Below are 25549 nucleotides of genomic sequence, written 5' to 3'. Positions count from 1 at the left end.
CGAGCACCCCCACCCCCGCCTCAACTTTCTCGCTCGGTGCCAGGACCTTCACCTTCACAGGACATCCTTTCCCCTGCGAAGGTCAACCTTGTGGTGTGAGCACGACGGGCTGGCTCCGCTCGTGGGGCAGATGTCGTTGGTGCAGGCTGCGTCCGTCAGTCGGCTCCGTCGATGAGCCGCCCGACGGCCTTCTCGATGGCCGCCTGCCGTGCGGTGTCGTCGCGGTACTTCTTGGAGAGAGTGCCCGCGACAGTGACCCCGGCCTCGTACTGGTCGATGACCCGTGGGTCGATGTACGACTTCTTGGCGATCGTCGGGGTGTTCCCCAGGTACGCGGACACCTCCTCGACAGCGGCCTTGACCGCACGCTTCTGCGAGGCCTTGGTGTCTCCGCGCTCCGGGGACTCTGCCAGGGCGACGGCAGCCAGGACGGTGGCGTGCCACGTGCGGAAGTCCTTGGCCGTGAGGTCCTCGGCGACCATCTCGGAGATGTAGGAGTTGACGGCGCTGGCGTCGAGGTCGGCCCAGCGCGCCGGCCCGCGGTAGGCCAGCAGTCGGGTCGACCCGCCGCGCCGCTTGCGCATGAGATTGAGCGACTCGATGACGTGCGGGTCGCTGATGGTGATGGAGTGCTCGATGCCGGACTTCCCGACGAAACTGAACACAAGGTCCTGCCCACGGCGCCGCACGTGCCGCCGCTCCAGGGTGGTCAGGCCGAACGAACCGTTGGCGTCGGTGTAGGCGTCACTGCCGATGCGGAAGTAGCCGAGGTCGAGCAGCCGGGTCGCGGTCGCGGCTGCTCGGGCTAGCGGCATCCCTTCGGCCCGCAGGTCGCCGATGATCCGCTCACGTGCCTTGGCCAACCGGGTGCCGGCCCCCTTGACCCGGTCGAACTTCAGCTCGTCGCGCTTGGCTCGCCACACCGGGTGGTAGAGGTACTGGCGCCGACCCGCGGCATCCGTGCCGATCGCCTGGATGTGCCCGTTGGGCCACGGACAGATCCACACATCCTGCCACGCCGGCGGGATGGCCAGACCCCGGATTCGCTCCACGTCCTCCTTGGGCAGACGGGCTCCGTCCGAGTCGAGGTACGCGAACCCCTTGCCTGCCCGGCGCCGTGTCCACCCCTTCATCTGCGGGGACACCCGCCGCAACCTGGCCATGCCTGCGACTCTAGGTGCCCGCGGGTCGTGGTTGAGGCTGCGCCTCGACCCAATCGCGCTGACGGCACGTAGATGTGACACGGTTGCTCCATGCCCGGATTGTCGACGGATGCCGTTCTGGACCTGCTGCGTGATGTCGCCGCCGAGGTGATCACTCCTCGCTTTCGCGCACTGGCCGCTGGTGAGGTGATCGAGAAGAACCCCGGTGACCTCGTGACGATCGCTGATCGTGAGGCCGAGGTGATCATCACGGCCGCGTTGCTCGAGGCCTACCCGGATGCCGTGGTGCTGGGCGAGGAGGCTCATTCGCTCGACCACTCGGTGATGGAGCGCTATCTCGCGGCGGAGCATGCATTCACGGTCGACCCGGTCGACGGGACGAAGAACTTCGTCCACGGGTCGCCGGACCATGCGGTCATGGTGTCCGAGACCGTGGGTGGGCAGGCCGTGCGCGCCTGGATCTGGCAGCCCGAGCACCAGGTCGCTTGGGTCGCCGAACGCGGGGCCGGCACCTGGCGCGACGGCGTCCGCCAGCACGTCAATTCAGTGGCAGCTGATGAGCAGCCTCGTGGGGTGACGTCGATCTGGGCGATGCGCGACCAACAGCTGGGCACCCTCCCCCGGATGGGACTGTCCTGGGTGTGCTGCGGAGTGGACTACCCGAAGCTCATCTCGGGGGATGCTGACTACATCCTCTACAGCCGCACCAACCCGTGGGACCACGTCCCCGGATCGCTCATGGTCACCGAGGCCGGCGGCTTCGTGGGCCACCCGGACGGGACGGTCTACAGCGCCCGGTCCTTGCGACCTGGCCTCATCCCCGCAGCGGACCACGCGACCTACGTCGCCGTGCAACGGCACGCTCAGGCTGCCTTCACCCGCTGACGGCCCACACTCTTCTGGACAGGCCTGTTCTTCGCTGGGGAAGCGTTGTCACGCAGAGTGTGGGTTTATCGGCTCTTCCCAATCGAGGGTGTAGGGCCTGACTTCGCCGTGGTCGGCGCGTCGGTGCGGGGATAGGCGTCGAGGCCTTCGCAGGATGGAAGTTCTGACGCTGCCCACCTGGAAGACCTCGACGTGCCTGACGCTACCTTCACCAGCCCTGACCTGACCACGTTCGCCCGCCTTGACGAGCTCGGCCTCGAGGCGGTGGGGCAGCGGGTGGAGCGTGACCGTGCGGTGATCGCGTGCCGGGTGGTCGAGCCTGATCAGTGGTGCCGGCGGTGTGGGTGCGAGGGCGCACCGCGGGACACGGTTACCAGGGTGTTGGCGCACGAACCGTTCGGGTGGCGCCCGACCACGCTGGTGGTGACGGTCCGTCGGTACCGGTGTGCGCACTGCGGCCACGTGTGGCGCCAAGACACCACCGCCGCGGCGGAGCCGCGGGCGAAGTTGTCACGTCAGGGGCTGCGGTGGGCACTGGAGGCGATCGTGCTCAAACACCTCACGGTGGCGCGGGTCGCCGAAGGACTCGCGGTCGCGTGGAACACCGCCAACAACGCCGTCCTGGCCGAGGGCAAACGGGCCCTGATCGACGACCCGGGACGCTTCGACGGCGTCACCGCGATCGGCGTCGACGAGCACGTGTGGCGCCACACCCGCACGGGCGACAAGTACGTCACCGTGATCATCGACCTCACCGGGATCCGTGACGGCACCGGTCCAGCCCGGCTGCTCGACATGGTCGAGGGCCGCTCCAAGGCGGCGTTCAAGACCTGGCTCGCGCACCGCCCCCAAGCGTGGCGTGACGCTGTGGAGGTGGTCGCGATGGACGGGTTCACCGGGTTCAAGACCGCCACCGCCGAGGAACTACCCGACGCGGTCACCGTCATGGATCCCTTTCACGTCGTGCGCTTGGCCGGGGACGCCCTGGACACCTGCCGGCGCCGCGTCCAACAAGACCTGCACGGCCACCGCGGCCGCAAGAGCGACCCGCTCTACCGGGCCCGGCGGACCCTGCACACCGGCGCTGACCTGCTCACCGACACACAGGCCGAGCGGCTCACCGCCCTGTTCACGCCAGACGAGCACGTGCAGGTCGAGGCGACCTGGGGCATCTACCAGAGAATGATCGCCGCCTACCGGCACGAAGACCGCGCGACAGGACGTGAGCTGATGGTCAAGCTCATCGACTCCGTCAGCACCGGCGTCCCCACCGCGCTGGTCGAGGTCACCAAACTCGGCCGGACCCTGAAGACCCGAGCCGCTGATGTCCTGGCCTACTTCGACCGCCCCGGCACCAGCAACGGACCCACCGAAGCCATCAACGGTCGCCTCGAGCACCTACGCGGATCAGCCCTCGGGTTCCGCAACCTCACCAACTACATCGCCAGATGCCTCCTCGAATCCGGCGGCTTCAGACCCCAACTCCTACACCCTCGATTGGGATGAGCCGGTTTATCGGGTGACCCGATAAACCCGTCGGGAGATGTCTGGGGTATGGGAAAAGGGCCCACCAGGTGTGTGGTGGGCCCTCTTCGTGAATGTTTGTCCGGCTGCGTCCTACTCTCCCACACCGTCACCAGTGCAGTACCATCGGCGCTGAAGGGCTTAGCTTCCGGGTTCGGAATGGGACCGGGCGTTTCCCCTTCGCTATGACAGCCGAAACTCTATGGAGATGTCAGTGGTTTCCCGACCGTATCTCGGGAACTGCACAGTGGACGCGAACACGCATTAAGAATCTTTTGGTGTGTGTATCAAGTTGTCGGCTTATTAGTACCAGTCAGCTACATGCATTGCTGCACTTCCACGTCTGGCCTATCAACCCGGTAGTCTCGCCGGGAGCCTCTCACACCTGATGGTGCATGGAAACCTCATCTTGAAGCGTGCTTCCCGCTTAGATGCTTTCAGCGGTTATCACTTCCGAACGTAGCTAATCAGCGGTGCCCTTGGCAGGACAACTGACACACCAGAGGTTCGTCCAACCCGGTCCTCTCGTACTAGGGTCAGCCCTTCTCAAGTTTCCTACGCGCACAGCGGATAGGGACCGAACTGTCTCACGACGTTCTAAACCCAGCTCGCGTACCGCTTTAATGGGCGAACAGCCCAACCCTTGGGAGCAACTCCACCCCCAGGATGCGACGAGCCGACATCGAGGTGCCAAACCATGCCGTCGATATGGACTCTTGGGCAAGATCAGCCTGTTATCCCCGGGGTACCTTTTATCCGTTGAGCGACGGCGCTTCCACAAGCCACCGCCGGGTCACTAGTTCCGACTTTCGTCCCTGCTCGAGATGTCTCTCTCGCAGTCAAGCTCCCTTGTGCACTTACACTCGAAACCTGATTGCCAACCAGGCTGAGGGAACCTTTGAGCGCCTCCGTTACCTTTTAGGAGGCAACCGCCCCAGTTAAACTACCCACCAGGCACTGTCCCTGATCCGGATCACGGACCGAGGTTAGATATCCAGAACGACCAGAGTGGTATTTCAACGTTGACTCCACACACACTGGCGTGCATGCTTCACAGTCTCCCACCTATCCTACACAAGCCGTACCGAACACCAATACCAAGCTATAGTAAAGGTCCCGGGGTCTTTCCGTCCTGCTGCGCGTAACGAGCATCTTTACTCGTAGTGCAATTTCGCCGAGTTCGCGGTTGAGACAGTGGAGAAGTCGTTACGCCATTCGTGCAGGTCGGAACTTACCCGACAAGGAATTTCGCTACCTTAGGATGGTTATAGTTACCACCGCCGTTTACTGGGGCTTAAATTCTCAGCGTCGACCCAAAAGGTCTAACCGGTCCTCTTAACCTTCCAGCACCGGGCAGGCGTCAGTCCGTATACATCGTCTTGCGACTTCGCACGGACCTGTGTTTTTAGTAAACAGTCGCTTCTCCCTGGTCTCTGCGGCCCTTCACCCTAGTGAGCAAGTCACTTCAGGGTCCGGGCCCCCCTTCTCCCGAAGTTACGGGGGCATTTTGCCGAATTCCTTAACCACGATTCACTCGATCGCCTTGGTATTCTCTACCTAACCACCTGAGTCGGTTTGGGGTACGGGCGGCTCGAACCTCGCTAGAAGATTTTCTTGGCAGCATAGGATCACCCTGCTTCCCGCATTCGCGGTCACTATCAGGTCTCAGGCTATGTGAGCTGCGGATTTGCCTACAGCTCGCCCTACACCCTTGGACGTGGACAACCATCGCCACGCGGAGGCTACCTTCCTGCGTCACTCCATCGCTTGACTACTACAAGGTCGGGTCGCGCGCTCCACCACCACCCCACCCCCTCGAAAGGGAATGGTTACGTGGTGGCTTCAGGCGCTTAGCATCACTCGGTTCGTCATGGGCGGTTCTTCGCCGGTTCCGGAATATCAACCGGATGTCCATCGACTACGCCTGTCGGCCTCGCCTTAGGTCCCGACTTACCCAGGGCAGATTAGCTTGACCCTGGAACCCTTGGTTATTCGGCGGACGGGTTTCTCACCCGTCTTTCGCTACTCATGCCTGCATTCTCACTCGTGTGGCCTCCACGGCTGGATCACTCCGCCGCTTCCCTGGCCACACGACGCTCCCCTACCCATCAACACGCTTGGACCACCAACCCGCAGGTGTGGTGGCCGGGCAATGTGTCAATGCCACAGCTTCGGTGGTGTGCTTGAGCCCCGCTACATTGTCGGCGCGGAATCACTTGACCAGTGAGCTATTACGCACTCTTTAAAGGGTGGCTGCTTCTAAGCCAACCTCCTGGTTGTCAATGCAACTCCACATCCTTTCCCACTTAGCACACGCTTAGGGACCTTAGATGGTGGTCTGGGCTGTTTCCCTCTCGACTACGGAGCTTATCCCCCGCAGTCTCACTGCCACGCTCTCACTTACCGGCATTCGGAGTTTGGCTAACGTCAGTAACCTGGTAAGGCCCATCGGCTATCCAGTAGCTCTACCTCCGGCAAGAAACACGTGACGCTGCACCTAAATGCATTTCGGGGAGAACCAGCTATCACGGAGTTTGATTGGCCTTTCACCCCTACCCACAGCTCATCCCCTCAGTTTTCAACCTAAGTGGGTTCGGTCCTCCACGACGTCTTACCGTCGCTTCAACCTGGCCATGGGTAGATCACTCCGCTTCGGGTCTAGACCCAGCGACTCAAACGCCCTCTTCGGACTCGCTTTCGCTACGGCTTCCCCACACGGGTTAACCTCGCCACTGAGCACTAACTCGCAGGCTCATTCTTCAAAAGGCACGCTGTCACCCCACAAGGAGGCTCCAACGGATTGTAGGCAAACGGTTTCAGGATCTATTTCACTCCCCTCCCGGGGTACTTTTCACCTTTCCCTCACGGTACTTGTCCGCTATCGGTCACCAGGGAATATTTAGGCTTAGCGGGTGGTCCCGCCAGATTCACACGGGATTTCTCGGGCCCCGTGCTACTTGGGTGCTTCTCAATGGAGTTCACGACATTTCGTCTACGGGGGTCGCACCCTCTATGCCGGACCATTCAAAGCCCTTCGACTATGACGCAAATTTTTGACTCCACGCCAGCGTGTCAGCACTGACAAAAGAAGTCCCACGACCCCTTAGCTGCAACCCCTGACAGGTATCACACAACTAAGGTTTAGCCTCTTCCGCTTTCGCTCGCCACTACTCACGGAATCGCGGTTGCTTTCTCTTCCTGTGGGTACTGAGATGTTTCACTTCCCCACGTTCCCTCTACCCGCCCTATGTGTTCAGGCGGGAGTGACTGGACTTGCCTCCAGCCGGGTTTCCCCATTCGGAAATCCTCGGATCACAGTCTGGTTATCGACTCCCCGAGGCTTATCGCAGATTCCTACGTCCTTCTTCGGTTCCTGGTGCCAAGGCATCCACCGTTTGCCCTTAAAAACTTGATTGCACAAAGATTTTAAGATGCTCGCGTCCACTGTGTAGTTCTCAACATACGGGCGGCACCATCACCACCACCGGCGCCTACCAAACACACAGCCTGGCGGTTCAACCGTGATGACAGCCCACAACCACCCCACACTCGGGGTAGCCCAGAAGAAACAGGCACAAAGGCCCGATCCCTCAGGACCCAACAACGTGTCAAGCACCAAACCCCGCCCCCACCACCTTCCACACCCACCACCCGCGAACGAGTGACCGGCTGTACTAGCGACAGACACGACACCTGGTGCCAACTAATCGATGTTCCACCCTTGAGCACCCGGTGCCCCACACTCGGAGGCAAACCAGGGCCTGGACCAGACAGAGCTGGCCAGTGCTCCTTAGAAAGGAGGTGATCCAGCCGCACCTTCCGGTACGGCTACCTTGTTACGACTTAGTCCCAATCGCCAGTCCCACCTTCGACGGCTCCCTCCCACAAGGGGTTGGGCCACCGGCTTCGGGTGTTACCGACTTTCGTGACTTGACGGGCGGTGTGTACAAGGCCCGGGAACGTATTCACCGCAGCGTTGCTGATCTGCGATTACTAGCGACTCCGACTTCATGGGGTCGAGTTGCAGACCCCAATCCGAACTGAGACCGGTTTTTTGGGATTCGCTCCACCTCGCGGTATCGCAGCCCTTTGTACCGGCCATTGTAGCATGTGTGAAGCCCAAGACATAAGGGGCATGATGATTTGACGTCATCCCCACCTTCCTCCGAGTTGACCCCGGCAGTCTCCCATGAGTCCCCAACCACCCAAAAGTGTTGCTGGCAACATGGAACGAGGGTTGCGCTCGTTGCGGGACTTAACCCAACATCTCACGACACGAGCTGACGACAACCATGCACCACCTGTACACCGACCTTACGGGGCACCCATCTCTGAATGTTTCCGGTGTATGTCAAGCCTTGGTAAGGTTCTTCGCGTTGCATCGAATTAATCCACATGCTCCGCCGCTTGTGCGGGCCCCCGTCAATTCCTTTGAGTTTTAGCCTTGCGGCCGTACTCCCCAGGCGGGGAACTTAATGCGTTAGCTGCGGCACGGATCTCGTGGAATGAGACCCACACCTAGTTCCCAACGTTTACGGCGTGGACTACCAGGGTATCTAATCCTGTTCGCTCCCCACGCTTTCGCTTCTCAGCGTCAGTAGTGGCCCAGAGACCTGCCTTCGCCATCGGTGTTCCTCCTGATATCTGCGCATTTCACCGCTACACCAGGAATTCCAGTCTCCCCTACCACACTCTAGTCTGCCCGTACCCACCGCAAGTCCGGAGTTGAGCCCCGGATTTTCACGGCAGACGCGACAAACCGCCTACAAGCTCTTTACGCCCAATAATTCCGGACAACGCTCGCACCCTACGTATTACCGCGGCTGCTGGCACGTAGTTAGCCGGTGCTTCTTCTGTAGGTACCGTCACTTGCGCTTCTTCCCTACTGAAAGAGGTTTACAACCCGAAGGCCTTCATCCCTCACGCGGCGTCGCTGCATCAGGCTTTCGCCCATTGTGCAATATTCCCCACTGCTGCCTCCCGTAGGAGTCTGGGCCGTGTCTCAGTCCCAGTGTGGCCGGTCGCCCTCTCAGGCCGGCTACCCGTCGTCGCCTTGGTGAGCCATTACCTCACCAACAAGCTGATAGGCCGCGAGTCCATCCCCAACCGAAAAACTTTCCACACAGAAACCATGCGGCTCTGTGTCATATCCGGTATTAGCTTCGGTTTCCCGAAGTTATTCCAGAGTCAGGGGCAGGTTACTCACGTGTTACTCACCCGTTCGCCACTGATCACCCAAGAGCAAGCTCTCAAGATCACCGTTCGACTTGCATGTGTTAAGCACGCCGCCAGCGTTCGTCCTGAGCCAGGATCAAACTCTCCGTTGATGTCGAAAATCCCCAACCCCAACAGGGCCGAGAAAATCCATAACCACAAAGTGTCACAAACCCGGCTGAGCACAAACAACCAGCAAAAAGCTGATCATTCATTGTCAATCAAAGGAAAAACATCGCCAACCCAAACCCACCACCACCCACAACGAGCAGCAGCACACCTGAGCCAACGACAAAAATATTGGCATCGATTATTGACACGCTGTTGAGTTCTCAAAGATCGGACGCGCACCACCGACGAACTCAGAAAGTCCCTCGTCTGGGGCTGTACCGTGGTTTCCATCGCCAGAGGCGAGGCAACCGTTCTAACTTACCCGCGTCCCTGCTTGGGCGTCAAATCCGCCTGCTCTCTCGAGCCGGCCGGAGACGATCGCGCTTGGATCTCGGCGGGTCCCATACTGTAGCACCGTCTCCGGGCCCAGTTCCAATCCGCTGCCCGAGGCACTCGAGGTGCTCCTGGCCACGACGTGGTCGGGTGTCTGCTCCGCGGGACCGGCCTGCTTGGTGCGGGATGTGCATCCCACCGCTTGGCGTCCGTTGCTCCCTCACGGGCTGACGACGAGAACTGTAGACCGACTCCACGGAGCCCACCAAATCGGCCGGCACCCCGGGGGTGGCGATGCTCAGCCGGCAGGCGCCAGCCACACCCTGACGGGCAGCGGATCCGTGCCGGTCGGCCGCGTCACCAACACGTGCTCGTCCTCCCGAACGGCCACGTCGGCGACGAGCTCGCCGCGAACGCCAAGGGTCGAGAACACCTCGGGTTCCAGAGCCGCACCGCCAGCGCCGACATCGGGTGAATCCGCACCGAGGAGGACGAGTCGCCCGCCCCTCTCCCCCACCGCCGCCGACACCTCATCGACGACGGCGCGCAGGGCAGCCGGGTCTCGCCGCAGGGACGTCGTCGTCGAGACTGTCGGGATCGCGCACATGCCCCGCACCACCTGTGGCCACTCGTTCGCGGCTCGAGAATCCACCGCCATCACGACGTCCCCGGGTTCGAGGGAGTCGCACACCCGCTCCACGGCCGCCAACGAGCCTTGCTCCACCCCACCCGAGCGGTGGGGCCAGGTCGCCGCGAGCGCCGGCCCGACGACGAGCAGGCCGAGCACCGCTGCACCCAGACGGCCGGCCCACACCCTGCCGGCGGGTGCCCCCGCCTCGGCAGTGCGCTCCACGAGCCACTGCCCGGCAACCACCACGAGCACGACCACCAGCGGCAGCGCGATGAGCAACCGGCGATCGGCCCACGGGTGATCCGGGGTGATGCCGGGACGCACCAGGGTCAGCAGGGTCGACCCCGACGCCACCACCAGTGCAGGCACCCAGGCCTCGATCCGGCCCAGCGCCACGGACGACACCGCACGGCGCACGAGAGCCGCGAGGACGACGAGCGCCACCGCGAGCGCCACCGGGCCGAGGTACCACGACAGCCACGCGACCGACTGCTCGGCGTAGGTCCGGCCACCGTCGACCGGCAGGCCCAACCGCTCCTGCATCCCCGCGACGTACCGGGCCCCGGGGTCGTTCGGGTCCTGACGCACGACGAGCCACAGCGGGCGCGAGGCGAGGCCCACCCCCACGACGACCACAGCTGCCGCGGCCACGTCGGGAAGGCGTCGAACCACGCCCGGGGGCAGCGGCATCCGCACCCCCTTCCTGCGCAGGGCAACGGCCACCAGCGACGCCGCCCCCACCACCACGGCGAGGGCCACCAGTGGCAGGAGGCTGCCCGCGATGGCCGCCACGTACTGCCACGACAACGTCACCGCGGCCACCGCGGCCACCGCCAGCGAGGTCAGCATCCCGACGAGGGCCGGGCGCACCCACCTGGCTCCGAGCACCGCGCCCAGTGCGAGCACCGGGAGGACGAGCACGGCCTCGCGCAGGACATCGATGCGCACCAGCCCGGTGCCGCCGAGCAGCACTCCCGCGACGAGCGCAGCGCGCCCTGCACCGTCCGGCCACGCCAGCGATCCGTCGCGTACGCGACCCTGTGACGACTGGTCACCGACGAAGCCCGGCCCCGGCACGGCACCCGGCCCCGGCACGGCCTCCGACGCCTGAGCCACCGCGATCGTCAGGGCCAACAGCGCACCGGTCACGGTGAGCATCGCGAGCGGCTCCGAGTAGGTGGCGCGCGCCGTGTGCACCACCGGGAACAGCAGCCCGACCACCAGCGCCGACACCACCCCAGCCCAGGCGCTGACCACCCGCGCCACGAGCAGCCCCAGCGCAAGGAGGGCCAGACCCATCGCCACGGCGGGAAGGACGAGCGCCACCGGCCCACCACCGGCCCACCACCCGAAGCCGTAGACCACGGCCGGCCCGACGACGAACTGCGGCTGGACGGCCGGCTCCTGCGGTGTGCCCACCTGGAAGAAGGCCGGGCTCGCGAGGGTCACCCCGTCGAGCGCGAGCACCGCCGGACCACCGACCGATTCGGCGTCGACGCCGACGACCCGTTCATGGGTGGTCGCGAGGCTCACGGCCGCCTGGAGGTTGCTCGCTGCATCGCGCCTCGGGAGCACCTGCTCCGAGTGGGTCGCGCCGGCCCACACCGTGAACCCGAGCGCGACGGCGACGAGAACGCCCGAGGCCGCGACCGGCATCCGAACGCCTGGAACGCTGCGGGCCCACCAGCCACTCAGCCCGGCCACCAGCACCGCGACGGGCCACGCGAACGCCGGCGACCACCACCCCAGCCCCGACAGCACAGCCCCCACCGCGCTCACGAGGACGACCCACAGGGCAGCCCCGAGCGCCACCGACGTCAGGAGACGGGACCTCACGAACCCAGGCTGGCGATGTGCTCGATGATTCCGGTCGTGGACACCGACGGCGTGCGCGGGAGGTAGACGACCTTGCAGACGTCGCCCACCCAGTCGAACTTGCCCGCCCAGTCGTCACCCATGACGAGGACGTCGGCGCCGTGCTCGATGATGTAGTCGCGCTTCTGCTCCAGGGACTCCTCGACGAAGACCTCGTCGACGACGCGCAGGCTCGCGACGATCTCCATCCGCTCGTCCTGCGAGTACACGGGGGCGCGGCCCTTCTTGGCCAGGTTGAGGGCGTCTGCCGAGACGCCGACGACCAACCGGTCACCGAGCGCGGCGGCACGCTGGAGCACCCGGATGTGCCCGACGTGGAAGACGTCGAAAGTTCCGAAGGTGATCACCGTGCGTTCACTCATGGCGCGAGCCTAGTGCCGGATTGCGACCGGGCGGGCAGGGCAGCAACCCGCGTGGCCCTGTCGGGCGCGCCGGTTATGGTCGCCTGCGTGAGCACCGCGCACCCGACCCCGGCCCACCTCCTGCGCGCCCTCGTCGCCGCCGACCCCGGGCGACCGCGGATCACCGTCTACGACGACACCGAGTCCGCCACCCGCGGCGAGCGCATCGAGCTGTCCGCGCGCGTCCTCGCCAACTGGGTGGCCAAGGGGGCGAACCTCCTGCGCGACGACCTCGACGTCGGGGGCGGTTCGGTCGTGCGGCTGGACCTGCCGCCGCACTGGCGCACGCTCTACTGGGCGCTCGCGACGTGGTCTGTCGGCGCGGCTGTCGACGTGCCCCGCAGACGGGCGTCGGATGCCGTGGGCGCGCCGGCCGCTGGCGACTCCGGTGTCGCCGGGGTCGACGTGGTGGTGACGGATGCCGTCGACGTCGCCTCGGCAGCGACCGCGTCCGGGGCCGACGTGGTGTTCGTGACCCTCGCGGCACTGGCCCGCTCGGCCGCGGTGCCCGTTCCGGCCGGTGCGGTGGACGAGGCCCGCGAGCTCGCGACCCACGGTGACGTGTTCGATGCGTGGGACGAGCCGGAGCCCTCGGACGTGGCGCTGCGCGTTCCCGGCGACGACGCGACGACCTACGCAGCCGTCGTGCCCGCGGCTGGCGCGAGGGACGAGCGGGTGCACACCGGCACGCCGGACACCGCGGCGTTCCTGCGCCTCGCGCTCGAGGTGTGGGCGGGCGACGGCTCGCTCGTCCTCTCCCGCGGCGACGCGGGCGGCGACGTGCTGGAGTCACGGTTCGTCGCCGAGGGCGTGACGCGCCGGGTCTGAGCGCTGACCCACGGCTCGCAGCCCCGGTCAGCGGTCATCAGGCGACCGCGGTGAGCGCGGTCAGCGAGGCATGCGCGCCTCGACGGCCTTCCAGGTGAGGGTGCCGACGACACCGGTCTGCGAGAGCTTGGCGCTCGCCTGAGCGGACTTGACGGCAGCCTCGGTGATCGGGCCGAAGGAGCCGTCAGCGGTGATGCGCAAGGCCTTCTGCAGCGCCACCACGGCCGCGCCGGTGGAGCCACGCTTGACGACCGTTCCCCAGTACGGCAGGAGGGGGTGTGTGGCGAGCTCGAGCGCAGCCCAGGTCTTCGCATCCACGACCCCGGTCACCGCGAGCCCCTTGGCCGTCTGGAAGCGCTTGACGGAGGTGAGGGTGAGGGAGCCGAACGAGCCGTCGACGACGAGCCCACCCAGCCCGCGCTGCAGCACCTTGACCGCCGCGCCACTGGAGCCGACCTTGAGCACGGTGCTCTTGTACGGCGTGTAGGCGGTCGCGAGCGAGGTGACGGACGACCCCGACGGCGCGGGAGCGGTGGTCGTCGTGGTGCCCATGAGGGACTTCCACACCGCGGCGTCGACCACGCCGGTGACAGGGAGCTTCTTCTCGCTCTGGTACTCCTTGACCCGGGCCTCGGTGAGGCGGCCGAAGGACCCGTCGGCCGTCAGCTTGCCGATGGCCTTCTGCAGGGCCGTCACGGCCTCGCCCCTGGACCACAGCTTGAGCGTGACGCCTGCGTACTTGGCCAGGGGGTGCGTCGTCGGGGCGGGGGCCGCCGTCGTGGAACCCGCGATGAGCGCGTTCCAGACCTTGGAGTCGACGACACCGTTGACGGTGAGCCCCTTGGCCTGCTGGTAGGCCTTGACCTTGGACTCGGTTGCCGGCCCGAAGGACCCGTCGACCGTCAGCCCACCGAGCGCCTTCTGCAGCGCCTTCACGGCAGTGCCGGTGGACCCCCGCTTGAGCACGACGTTGACGTACTGCTGGAGGGGGTGGGCCACCCGGCTGGGCACGAGCTTGAGCGCGACCATCTTCGACCACGTGGCGTTGTCGAGCTTCTTGGTGGCGGTCAGCTTGTTCTTCGTCTGCCAGGCGCCGAGGGCCGTCGCCGTGATCGGCCCGAACTTGCCGTCGGCGGTGACGCCGATGGCCTTCTGCGCGAGCACGACCTCCGGGCCCGTGGCGCCCTGAGCCAGCAGCGGGTAGCCGCTGGCGGTCATCACGGGAGCGGGCGGGGGCGTGATCGGCAGCGCCGGGGTGTAGTTCGCGTTCGTCAGGGGGTCGGTCACCGCGACGCCGCTCCACCACGAGGAGCGCATGCGGGCGCCGTCCCAGTTGAACGAGAAGTGGATGTGGTCGGTGTGCGGGGACACGCCGTAGTACGGCGCCCAGCCGCGGCCCGGGTCGTAGGCGCGCCACTGCTGGCGGTTCCAGATGATGTAGTTGATGCCGAAGCGCTTGGCCATCGCGCCGGGGCGGCCCTGCGCGTCGGGCGCCGCCAGCCACCGCGTGAGCGCGTTGGCGAGCGCGAGCTGCTCACTGTTGTTCGCGTTGATCATCCAGTCCAGGGCGCGGCCCTCACCGTGCTCGGCGGCGCACGTGCGCAGGATGCCGTAGGTCCGGTTGCCATAGGTCGTGTTGAGCAGCTTCGCGAACGCCACCGCACCGGGCTGGTTGTACGTCAGACACTGGGTGCCCTTCTGGTACGGCGCGGCGACGTCGAGCGCCGACGGCAGGGCCTTGGTCGGCTTGGGGTACGGGATCGTCGTGGCCTCTGCGGACCCCGCCACGAGGGGAAAGGCCAGTACGGATGCCGACACGGCACCAAGCGTTCGCACAGGAAGCCGGCGACCTCTGCGGGGCTCGGCCTGCGCGGAGGGCGTGGGCTCGACAAAGGGCTCGGTCAGCGGGCTTGACACGGGGCGGTGCTCCTCGGACGGCGGGTCGCCTCGTGGAAGCCGAGGCGGCCCGTCATCCCGATGAATCACAGACGTCACACACGTCCCACGAGATGACTGGGCCACACAGTTGTCCCACCTGCCCCCACTGCCCCGCAACCCGCTCTGCCAAATTACAATGATGTACTTCATTTGGTGGCCCATTTGCCCGCAAGATGTCCTGCCCAGTGACACTCCTGAAACAGATCTTCCTGTGAGGCGGGGCGCCTCGATGGTCGGATGAGCTCCGTCGGGTCACTAGAGTGCGGGCATGGACAAAGTCGTCGCCACCCCTGCCGACGCCGTCGCCGGAATCTCTGACGGAGCCACGCTCTCCGTCGGCGGGTTCGGGCTGTGCGGCATCCCCTCCGTGCTCATCGCCGAGCTGCACCGACAAGGCGTTCGCGACCTCGAGGTCGTGTCGAACAACTGTGGTGTGGACGACTGGGGCCTCGGCATCCTGCTCGCCGCCCGACAGATCCGCCGGATGGTCTCCTCCTATGTCGGGGAGAACAAGGAGTTCGCCCGCCAGTACCTCGAGGGTGAGCTCGAGGTCGAGTTGACGCCGCAGGGCACCTTGGCCGAGCGGCTGCGCGCGGGGGGCAGCGGCATCCCCGCCTTCTTCACGCCCACGGGCGTCAGCAGCCAGGTCGCAGATGGCGGCCTGCCCTGGAAGTACGCCACCGACGGCTCGGTCGCAGTGGCTTCTCCCGCCAAGGAGGTCCGGGTCTTCGAGCACGACGGCGTCGAGCGCGAGTACGTCCTCGAACACGCGATCGTCGCCGACTACGGGCTGGTGCGCGCCTGGAAGGGCGACCGACACGGCAACCTCGTGTTCAACAAGTCCAGCCGCAACTTCAACCCCCTTGCCGCCATGGCCGGCCGCATCACCATCGCAGAGGTAGAGCAGCTCGTCGAGCCCGGCGAGATCGACCCCGACGACGTGCACCTGCCCGGCATCTACGTGCAGCGGGTGCTGCCGCTCACCGCTGAGCAGGCCGCCGACAAGCGCGTCGAGCGCCGCACCGTCACCGCGGCACCCTCCCCCGCCGACGCCCCGAAGGAGATCTGAGCCATGCCCCTCACCCGTGAGCAGATGGCCGCGCGCGCGGCCGCCGAGCTCGAGGACGGAGCCTACGTCAACCTCGGCATCGGCCTGCCGACCCTCGTGCCCAACTACGTCCCCGACGACGTCGAGATCGTGCTCCAGTCGGAGAACGGGATCCTGGGCGTCGGCGCCTACCCCCTCGAGGAGGCAGTCGACCCCGACCTCATCAACGCGGGCAAGGAGACGGTGACCGTTCGCCGGGGGGCGTCGTACTTCGACTCGGCCATGTCGTTCGGGATGATCCGCGGCGGCAAGGTCGACGCGGCGATCCTCGGGGCCATGCAGGTGTCAGCCACGGGCGACATCGCGAACTGGATGATCCCCGGGAAGATGGTCAAGGGGATGGGCGGTGCGATGGACCTCGTCCACGGCGCCAAGAAGGTCGTCGTCCTCATGGAGCACGTCGCCAAGGACGGCTCGCACAAGATCGTGCAGCAGTGCTCGCTCCCGCTCACCGGCAAGGCGGTCGTGCAGCGGATCATCACCGACCTCGCGGTCATGGACGTCACGGAGGCGGGCCTCGTGCTGCGTGAGCTCGCTCCCGACGTGACGGAGGAGCAGGTGCGCGAGGCGACCGGCGCCCCCTTCGTGGTCGACCTGCCCTGAACGGGACCCCGTCGTGCCGCGCCGACGGTCAACTGAGTGACGCTGCCTCGAGGACGCTGGCGGAGAGAGATGCGGTGCCGCCCACCGCGGAGATCGTCTCGAGCAGCGGGGTGGACTGAAGCGTCCGCGCGGCTTCTTCACCGAGCCCACTCGGGGGTGCCAGGACGAGCAGCCGAGCCCTTGTCCCAGCCACCAGGGAGTCCACCAAACTGCGATCGGACCCATTGGTGATCACCACCTCGCTCGTCACCGGGACCCTGGCGCGGTAGAAGTCGGCGACCGCGCTAGAGCTGGCATAGCGGTCGGAGCCGGCCAGGCGAACAACGGACAGTCCACGGTTCCTCATGTCCGCCACGACCTTCTCGGAAACGACCGAGGGCCCACCGACGACCCGCGCCGCGGTGGCGCCGGTCGCACGCAACGCGCGCAGGGTGGCCGGTGCGAGAGCAGCGGCGGGCGTCAGGAGTATGGGCTCGTTGACCGCTGTCGCCGCCCCAGAGGCACCGAGCGCGTCGGCGAGACCGTCGCCACCCGCAAGGACGACAGCCGTCACGGTGCGCCGCTGAGCCATCAGCTTCGCCACCGCCTCCGAGGTCCCGAACCGGTCGGCCCCGGCCACCCGCACCACCGTCAGGCCGCGGGCCCGCAACGAGGCGAGCACGGAGTCCGACACGACCGCGCGGCCACCCACGACGTAGGCCGTCCGCACCTTCGAGCCGCGTCGATCCAGCTCCTTGACGGTCTGCGGCGGCAGCGATCCGCGCTTGGTCAACAGCAAGGGGGCTCCCAAGGTGCCGGCAAGCGGCCCGGAGACCGCCGCGTCGACCAGCGTCGAGTCGCCTGCGGCAATGACCACCGATGTGGCCGAGGGGGCGACACTGGCTGCCACGGCCGCGCCCACGGCATACCGGTCGGCGCCGTCGAATCGTCGGGTCAGGTGGCGGACTGCGATGGAGTAGACGCCCACCCTGGTGCGGAACTGCTCGCCGGTGATCGTGGCCGCCCTTCCGGCGGTCGATGTCGCGACAGCCCTGCGGATGCCTCCGTTGGCGGTGCGGTCCCGAAGGTCGAGACGGGCGATGTCGGGGAGCCCGAAGGCCTTGGCGACGGTGGCCCCGTTAGGGCTCAGCTTCCAGGATGCGCGCGGGTTGCTCGCCCGCAGGCTCCAGGGGTCGGCCACGCCGCGCAGGTACGGGAGCGGAGTTCCACCCCAGACATCCTCGTTGCTTTCCGACCGTCCGCCGTGCGAGGAGGAGTAGTAGGCACGGACAACCGACCCGCCGCTCCGGACAACGTACCCCGTGGATGAGGATCCAGTCGCTCGCACGGCCGAGCGCCAGGCCGGCCAGTACGGGAGATCCGAGGCCGCCGGATAGCCGCCGTACACCTGGTCGCTCGTCGTGTCGTAGACGTGGCACTGGCAGACCGAACGCACGCCCGAGGAATAGGAGCGCAGCGCATAGCCACGGGCCGCTGCCGCCTGGGCCTTGAGTGCCTCTTTGGGCCACGACCACGGCATCTCACGGATGTAGTCGAGGTACTCGTCGTGGAGCCGGACATGGTTGACGGCCTCCAGCGTCGCCCCCGCTCCCGGGTAGATGACGGTGCGCCCGTCGCGATAGACCCTGCCACCGATCGACATCCCCGTGCGGTCCGCGGCTGCGGCCGTGTCCCAGGTGAGCGTCACCGAGGAGCCGCTAAGCGAGGTGGCACCGGAGCATCCTCCGCAGGAGACCTTCACCGATGCACCGCTTCGTACGAACGAAAGACCATCACCGAGCCCTCCGGTCATCGAGCGGGTCGTACCGGAGGGGACGCTCACGGTGAAGTCACCACCACCTGCCGCGATCGCGACGGAGGAGGCAGAGAGCGAAGCGGCAGCGTGGACGATGTTGACCCGGAGTATCTGGGTGTCCGTCACCGCGTCGTAGGTCGTGCCCGTGTAGTAGTGCCGCAGGATGCGTGAGGCAGACCAGCCGTCCTTGGCCATCTCCATGGCGCCGTACTGGCTCATCCCCAAGCTATGCCCCCAGCCGGAGCCCCGGAGCACCCAAGTCGAGGCGCCCGTCAGCGACGCCGCGCCCAGAGTCGCCGCCTGAGACGCAGCTCTGGCCTCTACACCGACTGCCGTGGTGATAACCAAGACGAGGGCGAGCGCGGATGTCGCGGCGCTGCGCAAGGTGTTTCTCACCCGCGTGAGTCTGTCACATCCGCCCCGGGAGTCACAGCCACTTGGTCTGCGTACGATGGCCCCTGATGGAAAGCAACACGATGGGCACGAGCACCAGCTACGACGATGTGTGGCTGGTGATCCCGCTGTACAACGAGGGACAGGTGATAGGAGACGTTGTCGCCGAGGCGCGTCGCACATTCCGTCACGTCGTATGTGTCGACGACGGCTCCACCGATGGGGGTGCTCGCCACGCCCGGGCCGCCGGGGCCGTGGTCGTGCAACACCCGGTCAACCTCGGGCAGGGAGCGGCACTGCAAACCGGTTTCGAGTTTGCCAGAGCCCAGAGCGGCATGCGGTGGGTCGTGACGTTTGATGCCGACGGCCAGCATCGCATCGAGGACGTGGTGGCCATGGTCGACCTGGCCCGAGGGCAGCAGCTCGACGCTGTCTTCGGTTCGCGGTTTCTCGACGAACGCAGCACGCCGGGCTGGGCGAAACGCTTTGTGCTCCGACTCGCCGTCGCATACACGAACGCGACCACGAGCACTCGACTCACGGACGCGCACAATGGCCTGCGCGTCCTTTCCCGGGACGTGGTTGCCCAGCTCGACATCACTCAGAACCGCATGGCCCACGCATCCGAGCTCGTGGCGCAGGTTGGTGCCTTGAAGGTGCCCTACGGAGAGGTGCCAGTTCACATCCTCTACACCGACTACTCACGCTCGAAGGGCCAGTCGCTGTGGAACTCCATCAACATCCTGGCGGAGCTGATCCTGCGGTGAGCGTCCTCCTCATTCAGGTCATCCTCATCGCGCTCGTGCTCGCGGTCGTCGTCCGGCTCTTCCGGTCTCGTGGCGCCCGGGCACAGGCCATTCGAAGAGTGGGCCTGATCCTCTTCGCGGTGTTCGCCATCGTGTCGATCCTCTTCCCGTCGGTCTGGAACACCATCGCCGTCCTCGTCGGCGTGGGTCGCGGTACGGACATGGTCCTGTACGCCCTGGTCGTGGCCTTCCTGTCGTCGACGGTCACCACATACCTCCGATTTCGAGATCTGGAGATCACCTACACCCGTCTTGCCCGGCGCATCGCGCTCGATGAGGCCCACCAGCCGCCGCGGCACGAGGATCCCGCCGACTCATGATGTCCGGCCGACTCACCGAGGTGAGACGGCGGAGGAGGTGCCCGGACGGGAAGTCTTGTCCGGTCCTGCAGGACTCAGCGGTTGTCCTCGTTGTACCGCGCCAGCACATCATCCATGGGCCCGTCCATGACCATCCGCCCCGACCGGAGGTACAGGCCACGAGCGCCGAATCTCTTGAGGTCCTTCTCCGAGTGTGACACCAGGAAGAGGGTTCGCCCTTCGGACAACAGGCTCTCCATCCGCGTGTAGCACTTCTCCCGGAAGGCCTTGTCGCCGACCGCGAGCACCTCATCGACGAGGAAGATCGGCTCGTCGAGCGAGGAGATGACGGCGAAGCCCAGCCGCACCTGCATCCCGGAGGACAGGTGGCGGTAGGGGCGGTCGAGGGCCGCGCGTACCTGCGGGCCCGCGAAGTCGACCATGTCCTCGAAGCGCTCCTCGATCTGGTCCTTGGAAAGCCCGTGCAGGCCGGCCTGGACGTACAGGTTGTCGCGGCAGGTCAGCTCGCCGCGAAAACCCCCCGTAAGCTCGATGAGGGGGGCGACCCCGCCGTCGACGTGCACTGTGCCCGTGTCTGGTAGGAGCACGCCCGCGATGGTCTTCAGCAGGGTGCTCTTGCCGCTGCCATTGCCCCCGACAAGGCCGACGGCCTCGCCCTTGCGGATGTCGAAGGAGATGTCTTTGAGGGCCCAGAAGGTATCCGAGGTGGTCGTGGCGCGACCGTGGAACAGCAGGTCGCGAACCTGCATCTTGCGGCGACGAGACGTGTAGAACTCGACCCCGACGTCCTTCGCGCTGATGACCACGCTCATCGACTCAGATCTCCTTCAGGACGGAGCGCTCGAGCCGCGAGAACATCCAGAAACCGAGGACGACGAGCAGGAAAGACATCGCCGCGCTCACCCCGACATCGACCCAGGAGACGGATCGCTCGAACAAGCCGCCACGGTAGAGGGACAGAATGCCGTTGAGGGGGTTGAGGACGAGCGCCGCCCGCAGCTGATCGGGCACCGAATGCAGGCCGTAGAGCACCGGGGAGAGGTAGAAGAAGAAGCGCAAGAGGATGCGCACGACGCGCTGCATGTCGGTGGCGAGCACAGTGATCGGGGCGAGGAGTAGCCCCAGTCCCACCAATAGGAGGAACTGGAGCACCATTCCGAGCGGGAACAGCAGCAGTTCCCAGTCGAGGTTGACTCGTCCCACCACGAGGTAGTAAATGACGAAGCCGACGAGGATCGGCAGCGACAGGACGTACTCGACGCCCTTGGCGACCACGCACCGGATGACCCACACCTCGCGGGGCAGGTTCGTCGAGCGGACGAGGCGCGCCTCCTGGATGAGGCTCTTCGTCGTGTCGTTGACCGACCCCGTGAACCACTGCCACGCCAGCAGGCCAGACAGCAGGTAGAGGAAGTACGGGGTGTCGGCGACCCTACCGGCCTTGAAGATGAAGGTGAAGACGACGAAGTAGACACTCGCCATGAGGAGGGGGTCAAGCACCGTCCACACGTACCCGAGGATGCTGCGCGAGTAGCGCACCCGCAGGTCGCGCTGAACCAGGGTCCCGAGGATCTCACGCCGACGCCACACCGCCGTGATCCGCTTGATCAACGCGGGAACCTCGATTCGGCGTCGGCGGACAACTGCGGGCACCCGTGAGGGTGCCGTGGCGACGATACGGCACGGCGACCCACCTCGCGTAGAGGCGGCATCAGATGTCGCGCTCCAACCGCAGGATGCCGTCCACGTCGCGCAGCATGCCCTCCTCGACGAGCGTCGCGCGCAGCTTGGCGTACTCAGCGGGGTCGCCGTGGGCGAAGTGGGCCAGGCGGGTGAGGAAGAGTGCCACGGACCGGAACGACCGGGTGATGACGAGGTTGGGTGTGCCGGTCGTGCAGTTGAACTGGGTCACGGGGGTGCGCCAGTCGCCGTAGTTCTCGGTGAGGTAGCGGTCGGCGTCAGCCGGGCCGAGGACGGGCACCCCGGCGAGCGTGTAGTCGGCGAGGTCGAACGGGCTGTTCTCCCAGCGGTGGATCGACGACCCGTGCCAGATTCGGCCACCCTCGAGGTGGTGCACGAAGACGTCGACGTTGATGCCGTTCTCGTGGATCAGCTTGACGAGCGCGGGGGCGCGCTCAACGGCAAACCGGCTGGGCCCGGTCTTGATGACGGTCTGCGCGTGGTCGAGCTTCTTGACGACAAAGCGCGGCGATCGCCCGAGGGCCTCCACGAGGCGATCAAGCACCTCGGGGCGCTCCGGGTCGAATGTGACGCCGACGTCGATATCGTAGTCGTGCGCAAGGAACCCGCCCTCACGCACGATGCCGAGAAAGGTGCCGGAAATGACGTACCAGCGCCACTGCTCAATGGGGAGCGCCACCGCGAGGTCCCGCAGGGCCGTGTGAGCATCCTCGACCGAGAAGTCTCCCTCGCGGTCGAAGGACGGGCCCGACACCTCGCCGTGGGCGCTGCTGATGAATGGCAGCAAGGCGTCGGCGTGCGCCCGAAAGTCCGCCTGCAGGGTCTCGATGTCCTGCGCACCCGCGTCGAGCTGGGCATGGATGCGGGCCGCCCGCACGAAGAGGTCGTCCGCTCGCCACAGGTGCTCGGGCAGGGCGCGGCTACGGTGCGCAATAAACGCCTCGAGCGCATCGAGGTCGCCTGGCTCGGCCCCGAGGGTGAAGTCGAAGAAGTCGTCGGTCACCGTCTCGACACCCGGCCAGCCGCGGCGCAGTACCCAGCCAGCGAGCCGGAAGCCGTACTTCGTCTCGTCACGCATGAACTGCGTGCGCACCAGTCGAGCGATCGAGGGCCGGCCCGTTACCGCGAGGGTTCCGGCAAACGCAGCAGATCCCACCCCGTGGCGGAATGCAGGCGTATGGGTCCGGTTCAAGAAGTTGAGGAGCGAGTAGGACTTGCTGAGCACTACTCGGCTCCGATGGCTCGGTAGAATTCGGCCATCGCATCGGCGTTGTACTGCGCCGCGTCGAAGGGCGGGTTGGGCACCTCGCCGCGGAGTGCTGCGCGCAGACCTTCGGCGAGCGCCTCGTCTGTACGATCGACAACGAGCCCTGTTCCCGCGGGAAGGGCCCCCGACACGGAGCCGAAGGCTGTCGAGACGACCGGGAGGCCCAGAACGAGTGCCTCAAGGATCACCATGGGCTGGCCCTCGTAGTCACTGGACAGCACGAAGATGTCACATGTCCGCATGAGGGCCCACGGGTTGTGCAGCAGGCCGGTGAAGTGCACGGCGTCCCCTAGGCCCAGCGATCGTGCGAGTTCCCTCGTGGGCTCGAACAACGGGCCGTTGCCGATGACGACGAGCTCGACGTCGCCACGCTCCGCACGCACCTGCGCGAACGCACGAAGAAGGCGGCCGTGGTTCTTCTCGGGTGACACGCGACCTACCGTGACGAAGCGGGTCACCCCGGAGCGGACCGGGACGGACTGCAGTGCGAGGCGGCGCGCGATCTCGGGCCCCAGGTGCGGCACCTCGTGCTGCGCCGCGAGGACATCCGGGGTCAGCGGCCGCGTCGGCGCATCCGCATCGTCGTCAGGGAGCCACTCGAGAAGATGGTCCCCCGGCCATTGGGCGGCCATAGCCGGGTCACCCTCGGCCGCAGCGCGGATCGCCTCGGTGTCGATGGTGTTGCGGGCGTAGACGAACTTGTCGGCTGGCGCGAACTCGGCGAGACCTCGTGCATTGATATCGCGCAGTTCCGGGCTCACCGAGACGAGGTTGTCGTAGAACCGGTAGGACGAGAACACCGCCCCGAGATGCTGCTCAAACGGCCGCACACCGTCGACGACACGCATCTGGTCAGCGCGGAGGTCGTTGTGCATCCAGATCGAGCGGTGGTCGGTGGGAGCCTCGGCCATCAGAAACGACCAGAACGGCGAGTAGCCGCTGAAGTCGATGAGGTGGTCAAAGTGCGCCGACCCCACGCATCGGCGCCACTCACGGTTGAGCAACGCGAGCATCGTCTGGAGCTGGACGGGGGACATCCGGCCCCCCTTCTCCAGGAGTCGGCGACGCTTGGAGCGGTGCAGCTTCCCTGTCGTGAACTTCCCGATCCTCGCGAGCCGCCGAACTCCCGGCGGGATCCGCCCTGCGTTGATCGCGCGGTCCCCGCTTGAGTGGTGGCGGTACACGACGGTGACGTCGAAACGCTCGTGGTCGATGCTGCGCAGAAGGTTGATCGCCGAAGTCGTGATGCCATTGGATTTCAGACCGCCGAGGTACACCAACATCGTCGTGCGACCATCACGGCGGATCGGCTCGACAGACCGGCCATCGCGGCGTCCCCGCCAGACGGCGTCGACGATGCGCCGGGACGCCTGCCCGTCGTCCTTGGCCGCGAACCTGGCCCGGGCCGCCTGGTACACCTCGCGATGGCTGACCAGCGGGTCGGCAGGGGAGCCCGAACCCACCGAGGCCACCAGGTCGGCGGCTTCGTCGAGGCTGGTGACCAGGGGGCCGGGCAGCTCGGACTCGGTCAGGTACAGCCCTCGAAGGTTGATGTAACCCTCGAGGTCGGGGGCGAACAGGACAATGGGGACTTCGGTGGCGAGCGCGTCGAAGGCAATACTGCTGAAGTCCGTCACGAGCACGTCGGTGACTCCGAGGACGAGATTCGAGGGGATGTGGTTCGGGACCAGCATCCCGGCGACCTCACCGTGCGACCGAGCGAGGTCGTACACCTGCTGGTGGACCTTGAGGACCACCCGGTGGCCCGGGCCGAGCCGCTGCCGCAGCGCCTTGACCCGGGCCACGAGCTCGAGCGCATCGTCCACAGCGCGGGCGAAAGAGGCGCCGCGCCAAGTGGGCGCGTACACCACTAGGCGGTCGTCGGCAGCACCGAGGTCGACCCCTGCGCGGGACAGCCGGCCACGCACCTCTGCTCTGCCTTGCGCGTCGAGCACCTGGCGGTCGGTGCGAGGGTTGCCCTCGTCGATGACGAGCCCGGGGTAGACGTTGAGCAGCCCGTACGCCGACTCGTACATCGTCGACGTCATGTACGGCGAGCTCGACACGACGTAGTCGCTCATGAGGAAGTTGCGCAGGACGTTGCGCGTGGCCGCGACCTGGCCCGGCTCGTCGCGTCCCATCTTCTTCATGGGGGTGCCGTGCCACGTGTTGAGGTACACCTGCCCCTCACGTTTGGCGAAGCTCGGCGGAAAGGTTGCGTTGTTCACGAGGAACCCCGCAGTGGCCAGCGCCCGCACGTATGCGTAACTCCCGCGGGTCACGGTGGAGACGCGCGGGTGATCGACCAGGTCGCCCAACGCTCCTTGACGATCGATGCCCTCCTTGAGCACCCAAATGTGGTGAAGGTGTTGCAGGTCCTCGGCAGCCATCAGTTCCCGGAAGATCGCCTCAGGGTGACAGAGCACGCCTTGGCCACCGAATGCCTCATAGAGCACGATTTCTGGCCGCACCGGCAGGCGAGAGGTCGCGTGGTACCACTCGTTCCGCACCGCACTGCGAACGGAGGCCGGAAGCTGGAGCAGCGTACCGGCGGAAATCCGTGCCTTGGACATGGATCGGCGACTCCTCGTGGAGGTGGGGGCGAACAGTTGAACGAGTCTATCGGCCGAGAGGCACCGTCCCAGACTCGTCG

At 66.0% G+C, this 25549-nt stretch carries 16 protein-coding genes and 3 rRNA genes; 7 read left to right on the top strand and 12 right to left on the bottom strand.

Annotated features, from left to right (window positions below; all coding sequences use genetic code 11):
* Window positions 1-155: 155 nt before the first annotated feature.
* On the bottom strand, window positions 156-1163 hold the full coding sequence (locus C8E84_RS16520; RefSeq protein WP_159903895.1) for a DNA topoisomerase IB: 1008 nt from the start codon (window positions 1161-1163) through the stop codon (window positions 156-158).
* A 90-nt stretch (window positions 1164-1253) separates the two neighbouring features.
* Between C8E84_RS16520 and C8E84_RS16515 the strand changes: the two genes are divergently transcribed.
* Window positions 1254-2048, top strand: a complete 795-nt coding sequence (locus C8E84_RS16515; RefSeq protein WP_343041762.1) for an inositol monophosphatase family protein — start codon at window positions 1254-1256, stop codon at window positions 2046-2048.
* Between the two features lie 192 nt (window positions 2049-2240).
* Entirely contained in the window at window positions 2241-3554 is a 1314-nt protein-coding gene (locus tag C8E84_RS16510) for an ISL3 family transposase (RefSeq protein WP_159903037.1), read from the top strand.
* Window positions 3555-3652: 98 nt separating this feature from the next.
* On the opposite strand, the gene rrf is transcribed toward C8E84_RS16510, so the two are convergent.
* From rrf to C8E84_RS16485, 5 genes are all read right to left on the bottom strand, one after another.
* A 5S ribosomal RNA gene (rrf, locus tag C8E84_RS16505) occupies window positions 3653-3769 on the bottom strand.
* 86 nt (window positions 3770-3855) lie between these two features.
* A 23S ribosomal RNA gene (locus C8E84_RS16500) occupies window positions 3856-6987 on the bottom strand.
* Window positions 6988-7366: 379 nt separating this feature from the next.
* A 16S ribosomal RNA gene (locus C8E84_RS16495) occupies window positions 7367-8899 on the bottom strand.
* The 16S, 23S and 5S rRNA genes sit together here, the layout of an rRNA operon.
* A 629-nt stretch (window positions 8900-9528) precedes the next feature.
* Window positions 9529-11697 (bottom strand): hypothetical protein, encoded by a 2169-nt coding sequence (locus C8E84_RS16490; RefSeq protein ID WP_159903893.1) that lies wholly within the window; start codon window positions 11695-11697, stop codon window positions 9529-9531.
* A complete protein-coding gene (locus tag C8E84_RS16485) occupies window positions 11694-12098 on the bottom strand; it encodes an FAD synthase family protein (protein ID WP_159903891.1) in 405 nt (134 codons plus the stop codon). Before C8E84_RS16485 ends, C8E84_RS16490 begins: the two co-directional genes overlap by 4 nt.
* Window positions 12099-12185: 87 nt before the next feature.
* On the opposite strand from C8E84_RS16485, the gene C8E84_RS16480 reads away from it, so the two are divergent.
* Window positions 12186-12965: a TIGR03089 family protein gene (locus C8E84_RS16480; RefSeq protein ID WP_246196997.1), complete on the top strand. Its 780-nt coding sequence runs from the start codon at window positions 12186-12188 to the stop codon at window positions 12963-12965.
* A gap of 60 nt (window positions 12966-13025) precedes the next feature.
* Here the strand turns inward: C8E84_RS16480 and C8E84_RS16475 are convergent, their stop codons facing one another.
* Window positions 13026-14783 carry a peptidoglycan-binding domain-containing protein gene (locus tag C8E84_RS16475; RefSeq protein ID WP_159903889.1) on the bottom strand — a complete coding sequence of 586 codons (1758 nt, stop codon included), beginning with the start codon at window positions 14781-14783 and terminating at the stop codon, window positions 13026-13028.
* Window positions 14784-15171: 388 nt separating this feature from the next.
* On the opposite strand from C8E84_RS16475, the gene C8E84_RS16470 reads away from it, so the two are divergent.
* Together C8E84_RS16470 and C8E84_RS16465 are read left to right on the top strand one after the other, a co-directional pair.
* Window positions 15172-15972 (top strand): CoA transferase subunit A, encoded by an 801-nt coding sequence (locus C8E84_RS16470; RefSeq protein ID WP_159903887.1) that lies wholly within the window; start codon window positions 15172-15174, stop codon window positions 15970-15972.
* 3 nt (window positions 15973-15975) lie between these two features.
* Window positions 15976-16614 (top strand): CoA transferase subunit B, encoded by a 639-nt coding sequence (locus C8E84_RS16465; protein ID WP_159903885.1) that lies wholly within the window; start codon window positions 15976-15978, stop codon window positions 16612-16614.
* A 28-nt stretch (window positions 16615-16642) separates the two neighbouring features.
* Here C8E84_RS16465 and C8E84_RS16460 read toward each other — a convergent pair whose 3' ends face one another.
* Entirely contained in the window at window positions 16643-18628 is a 1986-nt protein-coding gene (locus tag C8E84_RS16460) for a SpoIID/LytB domain-containing protein (RefSeq protein ID WP_159903883.1), read from the bottom strand.
* 242 nt (window positions 18629-18870) lie between these two features.
* Here C8E84_RS16460 and C8E84_RS16455 point away from each other — a divergent pair, with 242 nt between their 5' ends.
* Window positions 18871-19569 carry a glycosyltransferase family 2 protein gene (locus C8E84_RS16455; RefSeq protein WP_159903881.1) on the top strand — a complete coding sequence of 233 codons (699 nt, stop codon included), beginning with the start codon at window positions 18871-18873 and terminating at the stop codon, window positions 19567-19569.
* Window positions 19566-19928 (top strand): DUF2304 domain-containing protein, encoded by a 363-nt coding sequence (locus tag C8E84_RS16450; protein ID WP_159903879.1) that lies wholly within the window; start codon window positions 19566-19568, stop codon window positions 19926-19928. The genes C8E84_RS16455 and C8E84_RS16450 overlap by 4 nt, the downstream gene beginning before the upstream one ends.
* Before the next feature lie 74 nt (window positions 19929-20002).
* Here C8E84_RS16450 and C8E84_RS16445 read toward each other — a convergent pair whose 3' ends face one another.
* From C8E84_RS16445 to C8E84_RS16430, 4 genes are all read right to left on the bottom strand, one after another.
* Window positions 20003-20740 (bottom strand): ABC transporter ATP-binding protein, encoded by a 738-nt coding sequence (locus tag C8E84_RS16445; RefSeq protein WP_159903877.1) that lies wholly within the window; start codon window positions 20738-20740, stop codon window positions 20003-20005.
* Window positions 20741-20744: 4 nt separating this feature from the next.
* Complete coding sequence (locus tag C8E84_RS16440; protein ID WP_246196996.1) at window positions 20745-21539, bottom strand: ABC transporter permease; 795 nt, start codon at window positions 21537-21539, stop codon at window positions 20745-20747.
* Between the two features lie 100 nt (window positions 21540-21639).
* Window positions 21640-22722 (bottom strand): LicD family protein, encoded by a 1083-nt coding sequence (locus tag C8E84_RS16435; protein ID WP_159903875.1) that lies wholly within the window; start codon window positions 22720-22722, stop codon window positions 21640-21642.
* A 131-nt stretch (window positions 22723-22853) separates the two neighbouring features.
* Window positions 22854-25469: a glycosyltransferase gene (locus C8E84_RS16430; RefSeq protein WP_159903873.1), complete on the bottom strand. Its 2616-nt coding sequence runs from the start codon at window positions 25467-25469 to the stop codon at window positions 22854-22856.
* Between the last annotated feature and the right edge of the window lie 80 nt (window positions 25470-25549).

Source organism: Ornithinibacter aureus, assembly GCF_009858245.1.
Taxonomy (GTDB): Bacteria; Actinomycetota; Actinomycetes; order Actinomycetales; family Dermatophilaceae; genus Fodinibacter; species Fodinibacter aureus.
Note: the sequence above shows the minus strand (reverse complement) of the source record. Positions and strands in the feature narration are given on the sequence as shown.